The organism is Viridibacillus sp. NPDC096237, assembly GCF_050278625.1.
Classification (GTDB): Bacteria; Bacillota; Bacilli; order Bacillales_A; family Planococcaceae; genus Viridibacillus.
In genome coordinates, this window is sequence record NZ_JBNNTI010000055.1 from 1 (window position 1) to 19,703 (window position 19,703).

18 protein-coding genes and 1 pseudogene are annotated in these 19,703 nt (G+C 36.8%); 3 read left to right on the forward strand and 16 right to left on the reverse strand.

Annotated features, from left to right (window positions below; genetic code table 11):
• Window positions 1-83 precede the first annotated feature (83 nt).
• The 9 genes and pseudogenes from ACQKMD_RS19590 to ACQKMD_RS19630 form a co-directional block, all read right to left on the reverse strand.
• Window positions 84-381, reverse strand: a pseudogene (locus ACQKMD_RS19590) (GNAT family N-acetyltransferase).
• A 171-nt stretch (window positions 382-552) separates the two neighbouring features.
• A complete protein-coding gene (locus ACQKMD_RS19595; RefSeq protein ID WP_427754069.1) occupies window positions 553-774 on the reverse strand; it encodes a hypothetical protein in 222 nt (73 codons plus the stop codon).
• A gap of 220 nt (window positions 775-994) precedes the next feature.
• Window positions 995-1,681, reverse strand: a complete 687-nt coding sequence (locus ACQKMD_RS19600) for an ABC transporter ATP-binding protein (protein WP_427754071.1) — start codon at window positions 1,679-1,681, stop codon at window positions 995-997.
• Between the two features lie 10 nt (window positions 1,682-1,691).
• Window positions 1,692-3,134, reverse strand: a complete 1,443-nt coding sequence (locus ACQKMD_RS19605) for an ABC transporter permease (RefSeq protein WP_427754073.1) — start codon at window positions 3,132-3,134, stop codon at window positions 1,692-1,694.
• A gap of 198 nt (window positions 3,135-3,332) precedes the next feature.
• The gene (locus ACQKMD_RS19610) at window positions 3,333-3,755 is read right to left on the reverse strand and encodes a GNAT family N-acetyltransferase (protein WP_427754075.1); all 423 of its coding nucleotides are present in this window, start codon (window positions 3,753-3,755) and stop codon (window positions 3,333-3,335) included.
• A gap of 229 nt (window positions 3,756-3,984) precedes the next feature.
• Window positions 3,985-4,623, reverse strand: a complete 639-nt coding sequence (kdpC, locus tag ACQKMD_RS19615; RefSeq protein ID WP_427754076.1) for a K(+)-transporting ATPase subunit C — start codon at window positions 4,621-4,623, stop codon at window positions 3,985-3,987.
• Between the two features lie 10 nt (window positions 4,624-4,633).
• Entirely contained in the window at window positions 4,634-6,700 is a 2,067-nt protein-coding gene (gene kdpB / locus ACQKMD_RS19620; RefSeq protein WP_427754078.1) for a potassium-transporting ATPase subunit KdpB, read from the reverse strand.
• A 15-nt stretch (window positions 6,701-6,715) separates the two neighbouring features.
• The gene (gene kdpA / locus ACQKMD_RS19625) at window positions 6,716-8,410 is read right to left on the reverse strand and encodes a potassium-transporting ATPase subunit KdpA (RefSeq protein ID WP_427754080.1); all 1,695 of its coding nucleotides are present in this window, start codon (window positions 8,408-8,410) and stop codon (window positions 6,716-6,718) included.
• A gap of 23 nt (window positions 8,411-8,433) precedes the next feature.
• A complete protein-coding gene (locus tag ACQKMD_RS19630) occupies window positions 8,434-8,514 on the reverse strand; it encodes a potassium-transporting ATPase subunit F (protein WP_427754099.1) in 81 nt (26 codons plus the stop codon).
• A 265-nt stretch (window positions 8,515-8,779) separates the two neighbouring features.
• Between ACQKMD_RS19630 and ACQKMD_RS19635 the strand changes: the two genes are divergently transcribed.
• Window positions 8,780-11,491 (forward strand): DUF4118 domain-containing protein, encoded by a 2,712-nt coding sequence (locus tag ACQKMD_RS19635; protein WP_427754082.1) that lies wholly within the window; start codon window positions 8,780-8,782, stop codon window positions 11,489-11,491.
• On the forward strand, window positions 11,478-12,185 hold the full coding sequence (locus ACQKMD_RS19640) for a response regulator transcription factor (RefSeq protein ID WP_427754084.1): 708 nt from the start codon (window positions 11,478-11,480) through the stop codon (window positions 12,183-12,185). The genes ACQKMD_RS19635 and ACQKMD_RS19640 overlap by 14 nt, the downstream gene beginning before the upstream one ends.
• A gap of 109 nt (window positions 12,186-12,294) precedes the next feature.
• Here ACQKMD_RS19640 and ACQKMD_RS19645 read toward each other — a convergent pair whose 3' ends face one another.
• The 7 genes from ACQKMD_RS19645 to ACQKMD_RS19675 are packed head-to-tail and all read right to left on the reverse strand — an operon-like array spanning window position 12,295 to window position 18,065.
• Window positions 12,295-12,666, reverse strand: a complete 372-nt coding sequence (locus ACQKMD_RS19645) for a Na+/H+ antiporter subunit G (RefSeq protein WP_427754086.1) — start codon at window positions 12,664-12,666, stop codon at window positions 12,295-12,297.
• The gene (locus ACQKMD_RS19650) at window positions 12,644-12,928 is read right to left on the reverse strand and encodes a Na(+)/H(+) antiporter subunit F1 (RefSeq protein ID WP_427754088.1); all 285 of its coding nucleotides are present in this window, start codon (window positions 12,926-12,928) and stop codon (window positions 12,644-12,646) included. Before ACQKMD_RS19650 ends, ACQKMD_RS19645 begins: the two co-directional genes overlap by 23 nt.
• Window positions 12,928-13,410, reverse strand: a complete 483-nt coding sequence (locus tag ACQKMD_RS19655) for a Na+/H+ antiporter subunit E (RefSeq protein WP_427754090.1) — start codon at window positions 13,408-13,410, stop codon at window positions 12,928-12,930. Before ACQKMD_RS19655 ends, ACQKMD_RS19650 begins: the two co-directional genes overlap by 1 nt.
• A 21-nt stretch (window positions 13,411-13,431) precedes the next feature.
• Entirely contained in the window at window positions 13,432-14,913 is a 1,482-nt protein-coding gene (locus ACQKMD_RS19660) for a Na+/H+ antiporter subunit D (protein ID WP_427754091.1), read from the reverse strand.
• Window positions 14,906-15,244: a Na(+)/H(+) antiporter subunit C gene (locus tag ACQKMD_RS19665; RefSeq protein WP_427754092.1), complete on the reverse strand. Its 339-nt coding sequence runs from the start codon at window positions 15,242-15,244 to the stop codon at window positions 14,906-14,908. Before ACQKMD_RS19665 ends, ACQKMD_RS19660 begins: the two co-directional genes overlap by 8 nt.
• 3 nt (window positions 15,245-15,247) lie before the next feature.
• Window positions 15,248-15,670 (reverse strand): Na(+)/H(+) antiporter subunit B, encoded by a 423-nt coding sequence (locus ACQKMD_RS19670; protein ID WP_427754093.1) that lies wholly within the window; start codon window positions 15,668-15,670, stop codon window positions 15,248-15,250.
• Window positions 15,660-18,065: a Na+/H+ antiporter subunit A gene (locus ACQKMD_RS19675; protein ID WP_427754095.1), complete on the reverse strand. Its 2,406-nt coding sequence runs from the start codon at window positions 18,063-18,065 to the stop codon at window positions 15,660-15,662. The genes ACQKMD_RS19670 and ACQKMD_RS19675 overlap by 11 nt, the downstream gene beginning before the upstream one ends.
• Before the next feature lie 826 nt (window positions 18,066-18,891).
• Between ACQKMD_RS19675 and ACQKMD_RS19680 the strand changes: the two genes are divergently transcribed.
• Entirely contained in the window at window positions 18,892-19,566 is a 675-nt protein-coding gene (locus tag ACQKMD_RS19680) for a histidine kinase (RefSeq protein WP_427754097.1), read from the forward strand.
• The last annotated feature ends 137 nt before the right edge of the window (window positions 19,567-19,703 follow it).

A 19,703-nucleotide genomic window follows, 5' to 3' on the forward strand; every position in this document is an offset into this window, starting at 1 on the left:
TCCAAAGAGCTGTGCGACCTTCCTTCACTTCTACTATAAAAAAATAGTAGCACAAACCATGGCCATGGTTTGTACTACTAATGTTAGTATGTTTTGTATTTTTTATATAAATCTAACATCTGGAAGCTTAGAGTATCTACCTTTATGAAATCACAATTAGTTTCTAATGCTATCTGTTCTATTTCGTGCCATACCAAAAATTCACGGAAATCCTTATCTATTATTAACGATTCTTATTTCTAACCAATTCCAACACACTTGACCTAATATACCACCACGAACATTACCATTTTCGTCTTTAAGATAGAAACTAATCTCTTGGTACCGTCCTCTTAAATCGATTGGGAAGTGCACCAAATTATATTTACCTGCTTTATTCATAGAAAACTATTAAAAAGCGAGACATCCTTATTGCATGAATGGTTTCGATTCCTATGTTTTCTGAGTAGCTGCTTAGCCCCAAAGTTAGCAGGATATTACTATTATGCGTTTCTATTTCATTATTTTTTCACCCGAACCAGATTTCAAAGTCTTTGTCATGCCTCACCTACCTTAAAACCTTAAAAATAGAGGCCATAAATCGGCTTTATTTGCTAATATAGTTAATTCATCAAGGTTTTTAATCACAATTTCTTTTTTCGATGGCGGCAAATCCGAAATATTTGAAATGATTTCCCTTCTTTTTAGTTCCATTTGTTTTAAAATACCCTTATTAATCCCCTCTAGATTACAACTGCTTTCTCCGCGCATCTCTATCGCCCCTTCTTTTAACAATATACACCACTAATTCTATTTTAAAATATATATATCATTTACCTTTTGTTTCTGGCTAACACCATAGCAACTACCCTTAATTTTTTTTTGAATGAAAAGCCGGCGTTCCTCTGATAAAAGATTGCCGACTTTTTTAGAATCTTTAAAGCATGTATTACTTACACTCCTTCATTGGAGCCTTCATTAATACTCCCTTCTAAACAGTTGTAAGTTTTACTATTCATTTGCCTTTCAACTCTTTGACTACTAAATTTCTTTTTTCTAGATACACCGCTTTATCTGATTGTTTAGCCACCGCTTGGGAATGCGTCACAACAATGATACATTTATTTTCTTTATGAGCAAGTTCTTTAAATAGCTCGATAATTTCCATAGAAGTTTCCTGATCTAGATTCCCAGTTGGTTCATCCGCAATCAATAAATCTACGTTACAAGATAGTGCACGAGCAATCGCTACACGCTGTTGCTGACCACCGCTAAGCTGTAATACTTTTCTTTTTGCTTCTACTTCTGTCAGGCCTACCTTTGCTAATAACTCAAGTGCTCTTGCTTTTTTGTCTTTCACATCGACCCCTGTAATCTCCATCGCGGTGACTACATTTTGAAGAGCTGTCATATACGTAATGAGGTTATACGATTGAAAGATAATCGAAACATGTTTGTTTCGATAAGTATCTAGGCCTATCTTCCGTAAATCTGTTCCTTTGTATACTACATTCCCACTACTTGGGATATCTAATCCACTCGCTAAGCTAAGGGTAGTTGTTTTTCCTGATCCTGATGGTCCTAAAATAGTATACAAGCAGCCAGTTTGAAACGAAAAGTTTACATTATCTAAAATTTTGATTTTTTTATTATTGCTGTGATAGTGATAATTCAGATTTTCGAATTGTAATATAGTATCCATGTGTATCCCTCTATTCGTCTTTTAATAAAATGTCTTTTGGATTCAATCGAAGAATCGATAATGCTGGAAGAAGTGTCGCTAAAATTGCGATTAATAGACCTAACCCACCTAAATTCAAAATATCTTGGGATGTTACACTTACATCAATATTATCAATAGGATCCACATCTTTATCTAGGTCACCATCCATCACACTCGCACTACTCGTAACCATACCTTGACTTTGTTGCCCTGAATTATTTTCTTGCTCTTCAGAAGCCGTAATTTCTTTCTGCAATAAATTGTCTCCCATTTTTTGGGATACTGCCCCACCTGTAAATATAGAAAGGCTAAATGCTAAAACAGCTATACATACTACTTCTACTAAGAGTTGACCTATTAACTTCCCTTTCTTCTCACCAATTGCCAGTAAGATACCTAGCTCCTTCCGACGTTCTTTTATAGTCAACATTATGATAAGACCTAGAATAATTGATCCAGTAATTGAAACCATATATACAATCCATTTTGAAGTGGTTGCCATGTTCTCGATAGGGCCTACCATTTTTTTATATAAGGCATCATGAGCATCTAGTTTAAATAGGTCAAAATCAATGTCTGTTTTCTTTCCCAGTGCTTTAAAAGCATCGATATGATCTGGGTCAGTTAAGTAATACGCTGCGCTATCAATGGGTGTGCCCTTCATATCCTTATTTTGGGAAAACCCTTTTAAAGATTCGCACGTAACATATATTTTGTTAGATGGATTCATGAACGCTATTGGTGGTTTTTGGCTAGTATCGTGTGATTCATAAATCCCGATTATTTCTACCTTTATTTTCGATTTTCCATCGTCTGTTTTGATCTTTACCTTATCGCCAACTTTTAGCTTGTTTTGTTTAGCTAATTGTTTTTCAATCAAGGCTACTTTCTTACCTTTATCTTCTGCTGTTATGGGGCGCCCCTTAATGATTTTCTCCGTTCCTTCTGTAAACCCTTTCAATAAATCAGAGCTTCTCACGCCGGTAATTGCTATATTTGGCATTTCCCTATCATCATTTTGGCCTCCACCAGCGAAAGCAACCGCACCTTCACTTTCTTTTTCATCAACTTCAATGGGCTTAAAGCCATCCGTTAAACCATAAGCTTCTTTTAGATAATTGAATTTTTTCACATAGGATGATTTAGCTAACTTATCTGCTTCATCCGTGGAAATTTCCGGAATATTTATTCTTTCATTTGGATTTTCTTCTACCTGTTTTTCTATATGTTTTTGAAGCTTTTCATGATCTAATCCTAGCGTTACTTCAACGCCCAATTTTTTTCTAGCGAGATCACTCGCTGTTTCTGTGACATTTTGCATTGCGAATCCTGCTAAGGTTAAATTAGCAACGACTAAAAATACAGTAAATAGGATAAGGGATTTTCCCTTTCTTGCTCTTACACTTAAAAATGCTCGTTTAATAAAATTCATTTCTATAACCTCCTTGATATCTAAAATATATAGTACTTGTCTGGAGCTAGTATGAAGATATCTAGGAGTTTATCGATAGATATCGGGGAGTTTATGTGAGGAGGGGTGATTTATACTTTTACCAAACGATATAACAGGTGTTTAACAAAAGAGCTGTCCCAAAGTTAAAAACTTACTTTGGGACAGCTTTCGTATTTTTTATAATTCCTTTTTCAAATAGTAATGCTGATAGTCTCTACCAACATTATCAATGCTACCAAATACCTCATAACCGTGCTTTTCATAAAAACCTAACGCCTGGAAGCTTAGAGTATCTACCTTTATGAAGTCACAATTAGTTTCTATTGCGATTTTTTCTATTTCTAATAGAAGTTTCGTGCCATATCCATATTCACGTAATTCCTCATCAACGATTAATGAATGTATTTCTAACCAATTCCAACACACTTGACCGATAATTCCACCTCGAATGTTGCCATGTTCATCTTTAAGAAAGATACTAATCTCTTGATACCTACCTCTTAAATCTACTGGGAAGTGAGCCAAATTATATTTATATAGCTGGTCATCAATGTAATCGTTACTACTTTTATTTTTTTCTTTAATAATTTGCATCTCCATATACAATTCCTCCTTTTTCGGTTTCATATACTTGTTCTTGATAGACCGGCAAATACCTGCTTTAATTTACTTATAAAAATTCCATTTTATTAAGGTTTCATCTGTATAAGATTGCATTCAAACTCTTAAAAGCCAATTCAACTACAAAAAAATTAGCCACCGAGCGCCGATAAGATACGGTAACTAAATGGCTATTTTATCTTCTCTATCACACTTAATATTTCCCTAATTATTTTACCTTCATTTTCTTATAAATATCTAAATTTGCACCAAGGACGTTTAGTTTATCTTCTCCGAACACACCAAATGAGCGTCTATCAGTGTTTGTTTTCACAATGTCTTTCACTTCAGCTTCAGAAAGACCGCTTGCTTGCGCTATACGTTTTATTTGAATTTTTGCAGCCTCTACACTGATATGTGGGTCAAGACCCGATCCAGATGCAGTAACTAAATCTGTTGGAATTTGTTCAAGCTTTACTCCAGGGTTCGCTTTTAAAAATGTCTCTATATCAGCTTCAATTCTTTTTTCTAACTCAGGATTTGATGGTGCATAGTTAAAGGTACCTGAACTTACGCCATTATACTTTGTTTCTCCCTTAGCATCTGGAACAATATCTTCTTTCGTATAAACGTTGTAATTGATTGCTGAAACACGACCCCAGAAAAATTCAGGTGTAGTAAAAGCCTGCCCTAATTTCTCTGAGCCTATCGTTTTGCCATCCAGCTCAATTAAACTACCGTTTGCTTCGTGATTGAACAACACTTGTGCCATTCCAGTAACGGCGAATGGATAAAGCAATCCACACAACACAAACATCAATAAAGTTATCTTCAGCGCTTGTTTAGAATCTCTAAAAAATGCTTTCATGTTATCCCTCCTATAAACCCATTAAGTTCAATATTGGTCCGCTAATTAAATCGATTAGTTTAATACCGATAAATGGCGCGATAATGCCACCTACCCCATAAACCAGCAAGTTTCTTCTTAATAATTTTGAGGCACTCATTGGCTCATACTTAACTCCTCTCATAGCAACTGGTATTAATAGGGGGATGATTATTGCGTTAAAGATTAGCGCTGAAATGATAGCACTTGTCGGTGAGTTTAATTGCATTACATTTAGAGCACTCATTTCTGGTACTGCAACCATCAGCATAGCTGGTATGATAGCGAAGTATTTTGCTACATCATTTGCAATGCTAAATGTAGTTAATGCTCCACGAGTCATTAGTAACTGTTTTCCTATTTCTACAACTTCAATAATCTTTGTAGGATTAGAGTCTAGATCAACCATATTTGCTGCTTCTTTCGCAGCGTTGGTCCCAGAGTTCATAGCCAGACCTACATTGGCCTGCGCTAAAGCGGGTGCATCGTTTGTACCGTCACCTGTCATAGCGACAATCTTCCCTTTAGATTGTTCATCCTTAATCACTTTGATTTTATCTTCAGGTTTGCTTTCAGCGATAAAGCTATCCACTCCAGATTCTTTTGCTATTGTAGCGGCAGTGAGTGGATTATCACCTGTACACATAATGGTTTTGATCCCCATTGAGCGAAGTTTTTCAAAGCGCTCTTTCAAACCAGGTTTTACGATATCTTTTAGATAAATAACGCCAAGAATCTTATCATTCTTCATTACAACTAATGGTGTACCACCTAAAGATGATACTTGATGAACTAGACTTTCCAAATCCTTTGGTACATCATAACCAGCATTTACACTCTTATTCTTAATCGAATCATAAGAACCTTTACGTATTTTCGTTCCGTCTTTCATATCAAGTCCACTCATGCGTGTATATGCCGAAAATGCAATATGTTCACTCGTCTCAATAACCATCTTTTCATTTGTACTATCGACATCTAATTGACATGCAAGAGCTAAAATTGATTTCCCTTCAGGAGTATCATCTGTCAAAGAACTCAACCATGCAGCACGTATTAGTTCTTTCTTTTCAACACCTTGGATAGGTAAAAATTCAGAAGCAAAGCGATTTCCATAAGTGATAGTACCTGTTTTATCTAAAATCAATGTATCCACGTCACCGCATGATTCCACAGCTTTTCCTGACATAGCGATAACATTAAACTGGGTCACACGATCCATCCCTGCTATTCCAATTGCAGATAACAACCCACCAATTGTCGTCGGGATTAAACAAACGATCAAAGCAACCAGTGTTGCGATCGGAATATGCACCTGTAGATAAGTAGTCATAGGATAAAGCGTAACAACTACTAGTAAAAAGATAATCGTTAAACTGACTAATAACGTATTTAGAGCAATTTCATTCGGTGTTTTTTTACGGCTAGCACCTTCAATAAGCGCGATCATCTTATCTAAAAACGATTCACCGGGAAGGGAGGTGATTTCTATTTTCAGCCAATCACTCGTCACCGTCGTTCCACCTGTAACCGATGAAAAATCTCCTCCACGTTCTTTCACAACAGGTGCTGACTCTCCAGTGATTGCTGATTCATCGACAGTAGCAATTCCTTCAATTACTTCTCCATCGTTTGGGATAACTTCTCCGGCTTGCACTAGGACAATATCGCCTTTCTTAAGTTCATCAGCTTGTTTTTTCACCTGCGTTCCATCAGCAAGTAAAACGCATGCCTCTGTCACTGTTTTTGTTTTCTTAAGTGACTGTACTTGCGCTTTGCCACGCCCTTCTGCAATGGATTCAGCGAAATTCGCAAATAAGATTGTAATGAACAAAATTATAGCCACTATCGCATTATAGAGACGGGCAGATTCTTCTGTGCCATCGCCCATCATATTCGGGAATATCGTTAACAAAATTACAAATATAAAGCCTACTTCAACTACAAACATGACAGGATTTTTTATCATATATAAAGGATTTAATTTTTTAAATGCTCCTAAAATAGAACTCTTCATAATATCGCGAGTTATAAAACTCTTTTTCGTTACGGTTTCCATTTATGTCTCTCCTCATTAAGAACGTATTTGTAAATGTTCTGTAATTGGGCCTAATGCTAAAGCTGGTAAGAAGGTCAATGCACCAATCATCAAGACAGTAGCGATAAGCAAGAATGTGAACATTGCATTATCAGTTTTCAATGTTCCCACCGAATCACTGTGCCATAGCTTTTTCGCTAATAGTGATGCAATAGCTAGTTGAATAATGATAGATAGATAGCGTCCAAAGAACATAGCAAAACCGGTCGTCATGTTCCAAAATGGCGAGTTATCTGCTAAACCTTCAAAACCGGAACCATTATTTGCTGAGGATGAGGCATATTCATATAAAACCTGTGATAAACCGTGCGCTCCCGGATTTGTAATTCCTGCAATACCCGCTGTTGTCGTTACAGCAAGAGCTGAGAATAACAATATAATAGCAGGGTGGATTAAAATGCAAAGTGCTATTAATTTCATTTCTTTCTCTTCAATTTTTTTTCCCAAAAATTGCGGAGTACGTCCGATCATTAAACATGCGATGAAAATGGTTAACATGACATACATCATCATGTTCATTAATCCAACACCTTTGCCCCCAAACACGACATTCAACATCATATTAAACATCGGCACCATACCACCAAGTGGGGTTAAAGTATCATGCATATTATTCACTGAGCCTGTAGTAAAGGCCGTCGTCACGACTGTGAACAATACAGATTGGGGTATACCAAAGCGCATTTCCTTTCCTTCCATACTACCTAAATCCTGAGAGATACCTAGATTATTAATAATGGGGTTACCTGCATTTTCTGCTATGTAACAAGTAACTAAACCTATGAGAAGAAGAGTGCTCATAGCTGCAAAAATTACCAAGCCTTGTTTGCCAAATAGCGTTTTCTTACGTCGGTTTGCAACCATTAAACCGAATGTCACAACGCATGCACCAGGCAATAACATCATAGATAGCATTTCCACAATGTTTGAAATGACTGTTGGATTTTCAAATGGTGTGCTTGAATTAGCTCCGTTATAACCCCCACCATTTGTACCGATGTGTTTAATCGATTCAAGTGATGCGATTGGACCTAGTGCAATATCCTGCATCTTTCCATCTATTGTCTGAACTGTTTCGTTCCCCTTCAAAGTTTGTGGCGAACCTTGTGATACTAAAATCAGCGCCACGATAAATGAAATAGGAATTAATATACGTGTTATCACACGTACGAAATCCACAAAGAAGTTTCCTATTGTATCTGATTTCGCAACCAGTCTACGACAGAATGCCATGCATGCTACATAACCTGTCGCAGCAGAAGTAAACATCATAAATGTGATGACAAGCATCTGAGCCAAATAACTTAACCCTGATTCACCACTATAGTGTTGCAAATTCGTGTTTGTCATAAATGAAATAATCGTATTGAATGACAACGTGGCTTCCATGTTATCGATATCATTCGGATTAAGAAACAAAGCCGACTGAATTCGTAATATAAGATAGCCGATGAATACCATAATAGCGTTTGATAGAATGAGTGCTATTACATATTGTTTACCGGTCATATCGACTTGCTTGATACCACAAAATTTATAGATAATGTTATCCACTCGATTCATTACCGGATCAAGCCATGTCTTTTGCTGCATCGTCACATGATACAAATAATGACCTGCTACAATGACGAGCGGTAAATAAATGACGAGCACTAAGGCAATTTGCCACATATTTATTTCCCCCAATAGGTATTTTAATAGTTTTCTGGATAGAGCAATGCGTGACCTAAATAACCAAACAGCGATACAATAATGATGCCTACTACAATCCACATAAGAAGACCTCCTTAATTATCTACTTGCTTATAACACCAAACCGTTAGCCAATAGAGACTAGCAAAACTTATGATTAATGCCATCACCATGTATATATCCATTAAGTCCATCACCCCTTCTATTGATTTCATGCATAATCATAATGCAGTTAAAATTAATGTAGTGTTAGAAAATAAGTGATTTGTATTAAAATGGTATTAAGATTTAAAACTTAATACTGTCTTAATGCTAGTTGAGGATATAATAAGGAGGAGGTGAAGATAGATGGAATACATGCGCCCTAGTCCCGATGCAATTTTAGCTAAGATAAAAAAACAGGAATCAAAAGAAGCATTAGGGAATCTGAAGATATTTCTTGGTTATGCCGCTGGTGTAGGTAAAACGTATTCAATGCTCGACACAGCCCATCAAACGAAAAAGCTAGGTTTGGATGTAGTTGTTGGCTATGTTGAACCTCATCCACGCCCAGAAACAGCTGCATTGCTTAAAGGACTTGAAATAATCCCCACTAAAAGAATTAACTATAAAGGAAAGTTATTTGAAGAGCTGGATATAGATGCAGTCATAGAACGTAAACCTGATCTTGTACTGATTGATGAACTTGCTCATTCAAATGTACCTACAATGCGCCATTTAAAAAGATTTGGTGACGTTCAAGAGTTATTAGCAAAAGGTATTCATGTTTATACAACTGTCAATATACAACATATTGAGAGTCTTCACGATTTGGTTGAGGAAATTACGGGTGTGAAAGTGAAGGAACGTATTCCAGACTACCTGATTGATAATGCTACCCAAATTAAACTTGTCGATATTGAGCCTGATGATTTAATACAACGATTAAGAGAAGGTAAAATTTATCATACTGAGCAGGCTGAAAAAGCCATGCAACATTTTTTTCAAAAGCCAAATTTAATTGCACTCCGTGAGATAGCTTTGCGCAGGACTGCTGATACAATTGATTATCAAAAAACGCAAGAAAGCTGTTCACTGTTCCACAATACCCAAATTGAGGAACATATATTGGTAGGTATCAGTAGTTCACCTACCAATGCGAAAGTAATACGAACAGCAGCACGACTAGCTCAATCCTCACATGGTAAATTTACTGCACTATATGTACATAACAAAGAAATGAAGGATGAAAATGAGGTTAATTCAGAGAGATTGCAACAGCATATTAAATTAACGGAGCAACTTGGTGGGCATATAGTGACTGTACAAGAAGATGATGTTGCTGCAGCGCTCGCTAATTATGCTCAAATGAGTGGCGTAACAAAACTCGTTATCGGTAGAACAACTACAAAGAAACAATGGTGGAGACCTAACTCCAAAATCGGTGATCGGCTTTACGATTTTGCACCAAATTTAGCGATGTATATTGTACCTGATCAAGAAAACGAATCGATACGTTTCCCAGAAGTACGGTCACACCTAAAATTTGAATGGTATGACTTACTAAAAATGCTATTCATCTTTAGCATGGCATCCTTAATTGGGTTGTTCTTTTCAAGAATAGGTGTAAGTGAAGCCAACATAATAACGATCTATATTTTAGGCGTGTTAATACTTGCCATTTGGTCAACGAGCTGGGTATCTAGCATAATTAGTTCATTGATGGCTGTTCTTATTTTTAATTTTATATTTACTGAACCACGATTCTCATTTGAAGCGTATAACAGAGATTATCCAATGACGTTTTTAATCATGTTCATTTCTGGGATAATCACAAGTACTTTGACAAGGAAAGTAAAAAAACAAGCTATTAGTGCAGTACAGAAATCTTATCGAATGGAGGTTTTACTTGAAACTAACCGTAAGTTACAACAGGCTAAATCGCTACAAGATATTGTTACAGAGGGGATGTCACAAGTTGTAAAGCTTGTGGAAAAGCCAGCTATATTTTATGAATTGAACCAACAACAGATTGTGAAATCATCATTTTTCCCAACTGATATGATCACTAACTCAAAAAATAATGAGTTAGCAACTTTGTTTGATGATAGGAACGAGCGTGGTGTGGTCGCATGGGTTGCCAATAACAAGCAAGTAGCTGGTATATCTACTGATACGTTTCCTGGGGCAAGTGCTTACTATTTGCCATTTCTCTCAGGTGATGACGTCAAAGGAGTAATTGGTATTATGCTGTCGAAAGAAACACCACTGCCTGCTTTTGAACGACATATTTTACATGCAATTATGAATGATTTTTCATTCGCGATTGATAAATGGTACTTACAAAAATCTAATGAGAAGGTCACACGAGAGGCTGAGCTTGAGCAAATGCGAGCAAACTTCTTACGTGCCATCTCTCATGATTTAAGGACGCCACTTACAAGTATTTCAGGTAACGCTGATATATTATTGACCAAAAGTGATCGAATTGACGCTACGCAAAAAAAACAGCTATATCAAGATATTTACAGTAACTCAAAATGGCTTGTACAAATGGTGGAGAATTTACTCGCCGTTTCGAAGCTAGATGATGGGCAACTTGCAATTGAAATGCGACCGGAACTTGTTGAAGATATCCTACAAGAGGCGCTAATGCATGTAGTCCGCAATGAACATACACATCAAATTCATTGCCATGTCGAACCAGACTTGTTATTTGCAGTGATGGATGCACGGCTTATTATCCAAGTAATTATCAATATTGTTGATAATGCACTGACATACACACCAGATGGAAGTGAGATTATCCTAGCTGCAAAGGAAACGGATAACTATGTGCATATAAGTATTAGCGATAATGGACCTGGCATTGACGATGCTCTAAAAACACGACTATTTGAACCTTTTACAACTGGGAAAATTTATCGTAGTGACAGCCGAAGGGGTCTAGGACTAGGCTTAGCACTGTGCCAAACCATCTTAAAAGTACATGATAGTAAATTGACTGTTTCAGATTATGAGCCAAAAGGTACCGTTTTTAGTTTTGTACTTAATAAAGGAGTTGTCAATGTCGATGAGTAACCGAATTCTTGTAATTGAAGACGATAAAGCTATAGGAAATCTGATTAAAATGACATTGAGTACGCAAGGCTATGAATACGATATTGCAATTGATGGTAAATCAGCATTGAAAAAGGTACTTTCAGTTCCACCTGATGTAATTATTCTTGACCTTGGACTACCAGATATGGACGGCATTGAAGTGATTAATAAAATTCGTGGATGGTCTCAAACACCGATTATTATCGTCAGTGCACGAGGCGAGGAGCATGATAAAATTCATGCACTCGATGCAGGAGCTGATGATTATGTGACAAAACCATTCAGCGTAGACGAGCTACTCGCTCGTATTCGCGTAGCGCTTAGGAGAGTTAAAAAAGAAGGTCTTCTAGATAAGGAGCTCCCTATATTCACAAATGGTGATTTGAAAATTGATTACTTAGCGAATACCGTGTTTATCCGTGGAGAGGAAATACATCTTACACCAATTGAGTATAAGTTATTAGTCGTATTAGCCAAACATGTTGGAAAAGTATTAACGCACAATTTCCTTTTGAAAGAAGTTTGGCAACAAGTATTGCAATCTGATGTACCAAGTTTACGGGTTTTCATGGCAACTTTACGCAAAAAAATCGAAGCAAACCCAGCAAATCCAAAGTATATTCAGACTCATGTACGTGTCGGTTACAGAATGCTTCGATATGAAGATGAATAATACAGTGAGAAAGATTTAATATGAAGGTAGATTTTTAACATATGAATCATAAAAAAGGCTATCTAATAAGTAGTAAGATACTTATTAGATAGCCAATTAAATTTAATTCCTAATTCCCTTTATCGCGCCCCTCAGGGAACAAAATTTCCTCAAGCTCATCGTCATCTGAAGACTCTGATAGCTCAACGCCTGAACGGTACGCAGCACGAGTGATCAAATGTCCTGCTACAGGAGCTGTTAAAAACACAAATACAATACCAAGGATTAAACGAACACTTATATAGCCATTATGCGCCCAAAAGTATAAGAATGCACCAAAAAGCGACAGTAATACAGCCAACGTTGAACTCTTCGTTGCTGCATGTGAACGAGTATACACATCTGGTAAGCGAAGCAAACCGAATGCGCTGATTAAACTCATCAAACTACCACCGAAGATCAACAACACGCCTGCCCACTCAATGATCGGATTTACGTTCAACGATAGCGCCCCTCTCTAGGTATTTTGAAAATGCTATCGTCCCAATGAACGACAGAATGCCCAAAATCAAAATAACTTCTAGAAACGCCTTCGTCTTCAGTACAATTGAAATAATTGCTATCATGGACAGTAAATTAACACCAATCATATCAAGACCTACTACGCGATCTGGCATTGAAGGGCCACGTAAAACTCGGTAAAACGCAACCATAATTGTTAATGCAAATAAAGTCAGTGAAATGAGTAATATTGTCTCCGTCATTAGCGTGTCACCTCCATAATTGCTTTCTCAAAGTTACCAATTGAGCGCAGTACATCTGCCTTTGACTTCTCCAAATCCATCGCGTGGATGTAGAAAAGATCCCCTTCTGGCGATATTTCCATCACAACCGAACCAGGTGTCAGCGTTAATAAGATTGAAAGAGTCGTAATTTCCAAATCTCCATTTAAGGCTGTTTTATATGTGAAAATTCCGGGCTTTATCTTCAACTTCGGACTACAAATCTGCTTCAAAACAAGCTCACTAGACAATAACAGTTCCCAAATAAAAAGAAACAGCAATTTAATGAGTGCAAACAATCTTTTTAAGTAAAATTGAGTTCCAAAAAAGCGATGCATTAAATATAATATGCCAATCCCCACAACGAATCCTGTCATAAACGTCGTGAAATACGGTGCATCTTCATCTTTCAATAACATCCATAACACTGCAATAAATATATTTAATAAAAATTGTGCTGGCATCACGTCTCACCTCTTTCCTTCTTATTTTCCGCCGAGTACTGCATTTATATAAATGGATGGATTAGCTAAAGTATTCGCAGCGTCACTCACATAACTAGATAGTCCCTCTGCTCCAAAACCAAGTGCCATCGTACAAATAGCAAATAATACGATTGGAGTTAGCATTCTCTTCGGCAACGGTGTTTCATCTTCAATAATAATAATTGTTTCACCAAAAATAGCATTTAAGAAAATACGTAATAATGAATACAACACAACTACACTAGATATAAAAGCTAGTGCTAATAATACGTAAGAACCTGTCTCTATCATTCCCTGTCCAATAAGTACCTTACCAACAAAACCACTAAAAGGTGGAATACCTGCAAGTGATACCATTACAACAAAAAACATCCAACCGAATACAGGATAATTTCTTATCAGACCACTCATTTTATCAAAGCGTGTCTCACCAGTTAAAAAAATCATAGTACCAGCAAGTAAGAACAGCATCGCCTTAGCAATCATATCGTGCATTAAATAATAGATGGCCCCTTCGAAAGCTGCTTCTGTCGACACGCCAAGTCCGATTAATACAAAGCCGACAGCAATGACAACATTATATGCAACAATTTGACGTACATCTTTATATGCTAATGCGCCTAAACAGCCGGCAATAATAGTTACTGCAGCCATTCCTTTAATGAGCAAATGTGTTACTTCCGGCTGATGTATGAAAATGAGCGTGAACATACGGAACAAAGCGTAAATACCAACCTTTGTTAGAAGCGCTCCGAACAAGGCTGCAATAACAGTTGGCGGTACACTATATGAACCTGGTAACCAGAAGAATAAAAGTAGGCCTGCTTTCAATGCAAAGACAACTAAGAATAGTAACGCTATCGTCGTCAGAATTGGATCCTGACCAGCTTCAGCAACTCTCTCTGCTAAATGCGCCATATTCAAAGTCCCTAAAGTACCATATAAATAAGCAAGTGCAACTAAGAAAAACCAAGAAGCTAATACATTTATGAGTACATACTTCAATGACTCGCGAAGCTGTGCCTTTTCCCCACCAAGTGTAATAAGTACATACGATGCTAACAACATCACTTCAAAACAAACAAATAAGTTGAAAATATCTCCAGTCAAAAACGAACCATTTACACCTGCTACTAACAAAAGTACAAATGGATAAAAAAACATATTCTCCCGCTTCTCACCGATAGACGAGAACGCATAAAGCAAACAAATGGCTGTCACAATACTTGTTGTTAATACAAGTAACACGGCAAATGAATCTGCAACAAACAAAATACCAAACGGTGGCTTCCAACCACCAAAATCCAGTCGCATTATGCCGGTCTCTTGGATTCTTCCAAGCATTATCATACTCACAACAGCAATTGCTACCATCGTCAACAGACTAATTACACGTTGCGTCTTCACATACGGACGTAAAAACACGAGTGCAATACCAAGCATAATTGGTAAAATCAAAGGAATTACAACAATATTATTCATTCTCTGGCCCTCGCAATCCTTCCAAGTCATCTGTCCCATTGGATTGATATGTGCGATAAGCTAGTACCAAAACAAAAGCGGTCACAGCAAAGCTAATGACAATGGCTGTCAAAATCAATGCCTGCGGCAGAGCATCTGTATACGGAGCTTCTGCTTCCTTCAACAGCGGTACATTACCTTTTTTCACGCCAGTAATTGTTAATATTAATAAATGTACTGCGTGCGATAATACTGCAGTCCCTAAAATCACTCGGATTAAATTTTTTGAGAGGATTAAATACGTAGCGACTGCGATTAGTACGCCAATTAATAAAATCATTAATGTTTCCATCGTCTACTCATCCTCACTTATACTTAATATAATTGTCACAACGACACCAATAACCGTCATTGCAACACCTGCTTCAAATAATACAACCGAGGCAAATTCCGTTTCACCAAATATCGGCAAATTCATTTTCGTAGCGGCTTGGGTCATAAAATCTTTGCCGAAAATGACCGAAGCGAAGCCCGTTCCTGTTGCAATTAAAACGCCCAGTGCCGCAACTAATTTAAAATCAAACGGCATGCCTTTATGCACTGTTTCAATATCAGAAGTTAAATACAACAATACAATTGCAGAAGCGAGCACTAACCCGCCGATAAATCCACCGCCTGGAGAATAGTGTCCAGAAAAGAACAGATAAACGGACAATGTCAGAATGATAAAGACGACAATCTTTGTTACCGTCCGCAATATTACATCATTAATTTTCACTGTCTGTGTCCCCCTTTCTAGCCTTCAGCTTAATAAGTGTATAAACACCTAAGCCAGCAATAAAGAGAACAACCACTTCAAGCATCGTATCAAAACCACGGAAATCACCTAATATTGTGTTGACGATATTGGCACCGCCAGCTAGCTCATATGCATTCTCAAAATACGCAGAAATGGAATTGAATTCATCATAGTACATAACTGCAAATGACATAACAACAACTAGTGCGCCAACAGCACCTGCAACTACTGCATTACTTACCTTTACTGATTTAGGAGAATCTTCACGTTTCCATTCTGGTAAAAATGAAAAACAAAGTAGAAATAACACTGTCGTTACAGACTCTACAATAAGTTGAGTTAAAGCAAGGTCTGGTGCTCTGAAAATAACGAATAAAATTGATACACCAAACCCAATAACTCCGTTCAATAATATAGCCGTTAAACGCGACTTCACAAAGAGCATCGATATACCAGCTAACAACATCACAATGATCAACATCAATTCATAAATCTCAACAGGCGCATCATTTGCATTGCTATAAGCAAATCCACCACTAAATAAGAAATAGCCGCCGACCGCTACAATGAAAAATAAATATATATAAATTACATATTTTCTTAATGAACCTGTCATATAATTTGTTGTCACCTTATTTGATCCAATTTCAAGACCCTCTAATAAGCTCTTGAACAGTTCATTAAATGAAAAGCGATAAGGGAATAAACGATACACAGGTTTCCACGTTTTTAATTTCCTGTATAACAATAAGCCAACAATTACGATTCCAATCGTCATAAGTAATTCCGTATTAATACCATGCCATGCATGAATTTCTGGCGTAAGTATATCAGCTGGAGCAAATCCAGGATAAATACTCGCCATTGCAGGTTTCAAAATATATTGCCCAAGAACATTTGGAAAGACGAATATTCCTACAACAAGGACACATAAAATTATGGGTGAGACTAGCATTCCTATTGGTGCCTCGTGGATAGCTTTACCTTCGCCTTCCTCATAAGGTTGACCAAAGAATGTTTTGAAGATGATAATCATGCAATATACAAAGGTGAAAATACTCGCCACCCATGCTACAACAGGGAATAATATCCCTAAGCTACTGATTGAAAAGATATCGAGATCTCGCATATGAATAGCAGCCGTAAAGAACATTTCCTTACTTAAAAAGCCATTAAATGGTGGCATTCCCGCCATCGATAGACTACCAATAACAGCGACCGTAAACGTCAAAGGCATTATCGACATCAAGCCACCAAGTCGCCGCACATCACGTGTCCCTAGCTCGTGATCGACTATCCCAACCATCATAAATAACGCACCTTTAAAAGTAGAGTGATTCACTAAATGAAAGAGCGCTGCAAAAGTCGCCTGTGTATAAATAATAGTTGATTCTGAATAGCCAAGCTTAAAGGCGACTGAACCCATACCAAACAAACTCATAATGAGTCCCAATTGGCTGACGGTAGAAAAAGCGAGTAATGCTTTTAGATCCGTTTGCTTCACAGCGTTAAACGAACCCCAGAACAACGTCACAAGGCCTGCTACCGTTACGAGCCAAAACCAAATTGCATCTCCGCCAAATATAGGAGTTAAACGAGCAACTAAGTATATTCCAGCCTTCACCATCGTCGCTGAGTGCAAATAAGCACTAACAGGTGTTGGTGCCTCCATCGCATCTGGCAACCATATATGGAATGGGAACTGTGCAGATTTTGTAAACGCTCCAAACAATATTAATATCATTGCAGGAATAAACAGCTGATGGTCCGTATATTGACTTACATTATGAATAATCTCATGCACACTATATGAACCCGTCATCATATGCAACATTATAAAACCAACCAGCATCGAAACGCCGCCAGTAACTGTAATGAGCATCGCCTTTTGCGCACCAGCACGCGAAGCTTTACGGTGATGCCAAAACGCAATTAATAGGAATGAAGAAACACTTGTTAGCTCCCAGAAAGCGTATAACACCATTAAATTATCAGAAAATACGACGCCTAACATAGCGCCCATAAAAAGGAGTAAATAGCAGTAAAAATGTTGAAGGGATTCTTTAGCAGATAAATAGAAAATGGAATACAAAATAACTAAACTACCTACACCAGTGATGAGAAGTCCAAATATCATACTTAGCCCATCTAAATACGTTGTAAAATTAATATCCAAAGAAGGGATCCAATTATACGTGTGAGAAAAAGTATGTCCTTCCGCTACTAATGGAACTAATCGGACTAACATTATAAAAATAATGACAGGTACTACTAATACAAGCCAGCCAATATGTAGTTTAGTAAAATGCCTATAAAGAATTGGAATGAGTATTGCCATCAAAAACGGTATTACAATTGCCAAATTTATTGTCAAAAGTCCAAACCTCCTTTTTGCAGTATTCTAATATAATGTGAATTTTCATGTTTAAAGGGTACTCGATGGACAAAATATATAATATCTTTTTAAGAAGCCTTATGGACCCTTATGGTGTTTTATTACTGTAAGAATGTAGAATTAGGGGTGAAACAATACGTGGTGAAAATCTAGCATTACAACCATTTAATAATTATCAATGCAGAATATGGTGATTATAATCTTAAAAGGATATAACGAGATTCCCTGTAAATTATACAATATTTTCTCGTTCATTTCACTTTTATGCTACTCAAATCACAAAAAAGACAACTCCAACACAATAAATAGTCATAAAATTGTTAATTTTGCTTTATCAATACAAAATAATTCGTCGTCATCGATTTATACATTCTCACTTAAGCTCATTTAGTATGTATCTATATGGAAAGTTTATTTTAAAACTTGAAGAATTAAATTCATTACTCAGTAAATATAAAGATTTATTACCAGGGTAATTTTCAATTATGGGCACTTGACTATAAATGTGTGTACCATCATAATAAGAAGCCATACGGATGCAGATTAGGTATTCGTGATTTTTTTGAAGAAAAAGTTCATACCTAAAAGTGAGCAGTAACGGACGAATCCTATATGACAAAAGAAATTTAAGATAAGTAATAAGACATTTAAAAATGCTGCTAAACAAAGAATCTTTGTATAAACTATTTGTAAAATCATTGAACTGAAACAGTCTGTTATTTATATTCTTTCTTCAACTAACCGTATAAAATTTAGGCACTTTTATATAAAGTAGCAAAATAACAAACACGAGGTGAAAACTACCGTGAAACATTTAAGAGGACGAATGGACGAGAGTATTTTAGTATGTGCATACTACGGAGCAAATGGAGAGAGATTAATTCGCAGAGGACATAAAATAGCGAAAATGCTCGACTGCCCACTGTATATTTTGACGGTTGATCCGCAACCATTCGATAACTTCGATGCAGAAAAAGTTGAATATCTTAATAATTGGCAGCAACTTGCGGAAGAGCTAGAAGTAGAAGAATTTATCATTCGCGACAACGAGAAAAAACCAATTCAAAATGTTATTGCTGAGGTTGCACACCTATACAACATTACACAAGTCGTTATTGGTCAAACTGCACAAAGCCGCTGGGAAGAAATTACGAAAGGTTCATTTATGAACATACTTCTGAAAACAATTTCCTTTGTTGATTTACATGTAGTTTCTGTAGAGCGTCACGTCCGTAATGAAGAAGATGCAATGTTCGAAAAAGGTGTACGAGCATATTTACTAGTGGACGGTAACGATTATAAAGTAAGTTTTACATGCTCAAAGAATATATATTACGAAGGTATTTTCTTTAAAGAAATTGGTACTGATTTTGATAATGGTATCTTCAAGTTTATGCATGACAACAAAATGCATGAGGTGCATATTTCTGAAAACCGAGTAACAGACCCAACCATAATTCCAAGTAAATCTCGACAATAATAAAAGCTGTCTAAACAGTCATTCAAATGACAAATTAGACAGCTTTTTTATTTGTTACTTTGTCAAATTAAGTGCAACACTTGCTCCATGAACGCTTCGTGTGCAGATTTCCAGCCCAAGCATTTTCTTGGGCGATT

Excerpts from the sequence above, each read along its gene's own strand:
- ACQKMD_RS19600 (WP_427754071.1), bottom strand. The coding sequence starts at position 1,681 with ATGGATACTATATTACAATTCGAAAATCTGAATTATCACTATCACAGC.
- ACQKMD_RS19605 (WP_427754073.1), bottom strand. The coding sequence starts at position 3,134 with ATGAATTTTATTAAACGAGCATTTTTAAGTGTAAGAGCAAGAAAGGGA.
- ACQKMD_RS19610 (WP_427754075.1), bottom strand. The coding sequence starts at position 3,755 with ATGGAGATGCAAATTATTAAAGAAAAAAATAAAAGTAGTAACGATTAC.
- kdpC (WP_427754076.1), bottom strand. The coding sequence starts at position 4,623 with ATGAAAGCATTTTTTAGAGATTCTAAACAAGCGCTGAAGATAACTTTA.
- kdpB (WP_427754078.1), bottom strand. The coding sequence starts at position 6,700 with ATGGAAACCGTAACGAAAAAGAGTTTTATAACTCGCGATATTATGAAG.
- kdpA (WP_427754080.1), bottom strand. The coding sequence starts at position 8,410 with ATGTGGCAAATTGCCTTAGTGCTCGTCATTTATTTACCGCTCGTCATT.
- ACQKMD_RS19630 (WP_427754099.1), bottom strand. The coding sequence starts at position 8,514 with ATGTGGATTGTAGTAGGCATCATTATTGTATCGCTGTTTGGTTATTTA.
- ACQKMD_RS19635 (WP_427754082.1), top strand. The coding sequence starts at position 8,780 with ATGGAATACATGCGCCCTAGTCCCGATGCAATTTTAGCTAAGATAAAA.
- ACQKMD_RS19640 (WP_427754084.1), top strand. The coding sequence starts at position 11,478 with ATGTCGATGAGTAACCGAATTCTTGTAATTGAAGACGATAAAGCTATA.
- ACQKMD_RS19650 (WP_427754088.1), bottom strand. The coding sequence starts at position 12,928 with ATGACGGAGACAATATTACTCATTTCACTGACTTTATTTGCATTAACA.
- ACQKMD_RS19655 (WP_427754090.1), bottom strand. The coding sequence starts at position 13,410 with ATGCCAGCACAATTTTTATTAAATATATTTATTGCAGTGTTATGGATG.
- ACQKMD_RS19660 (WP_427754091.1), bottom strand. The coding sequence starts at position 14,913 with ATGAATAATATTGTTGTAATTCCTTTGATTTTACCAATTATGCTTGGT.
- ACQKMD_RS19665 (WP_427754092.1), bottom strand. The coding sequence starts at position 15,244 with ATGGAAACATTAATGATTTTATTAATTGGCGTACTAATCGCAGTCGCT.